The organism is Helicobacter pylori (assembly GCF_001998165.1).
Classification (GTDB): Bacteria; Campylobacterota; Campylobacteria; order Campylobacterales; family Helicobacteraceae; genus Helicobacter; species Helicobacter pylori_DL.
The window spans coordinates 1-355 of the sequence record NZ_MTWR01000185.1; the positions used below are offsets into that span (position 1 = coordinate 1).

The window sequence follows — 355 nt, forward strand, 5'->3', positions numbered from 1 at the left end:
ATCAGCGATGATTTTATTAATCATTTGCCCTAAGACTTGATCGTTCATGATTTTATTCACTACGCCTTCGCCTAGCAAATCGTTCAACACTTTTTGACCCATTCCAGAAATCGCGCCCAATAATTCCTTACTGGGATTGGTGATGCTATTTAAAGCGATATTCACTAACACGCTTAAATCCCTAGCCCATTGTAAAGATGAAGAAGACACAACCAGATCGTAATCGCAAAAAACATGTTCTTCAAAATCCGCATGCTCTAAAGAGATTTTTTGAATATTAATAGAATGCGTGGGGTGTAATTTGAGCATGTTCATGGAATTATCCAAAGCGATAAACTCTTCAATCACAATATTA

General features: G+C 36.6%; 1 protein-coding gene. It reads right to left on the reverse strand.

From position 1 onward, the window contains the following. Nucleotides 1-355, reverse strand: a 355-nt coding sequence (locus BZK24_RS09770; RefSeq protein WP_524707234.1) for a class I SAM-dependent methyltransferase, incomplete at both ends; no start/stop codon positions are given.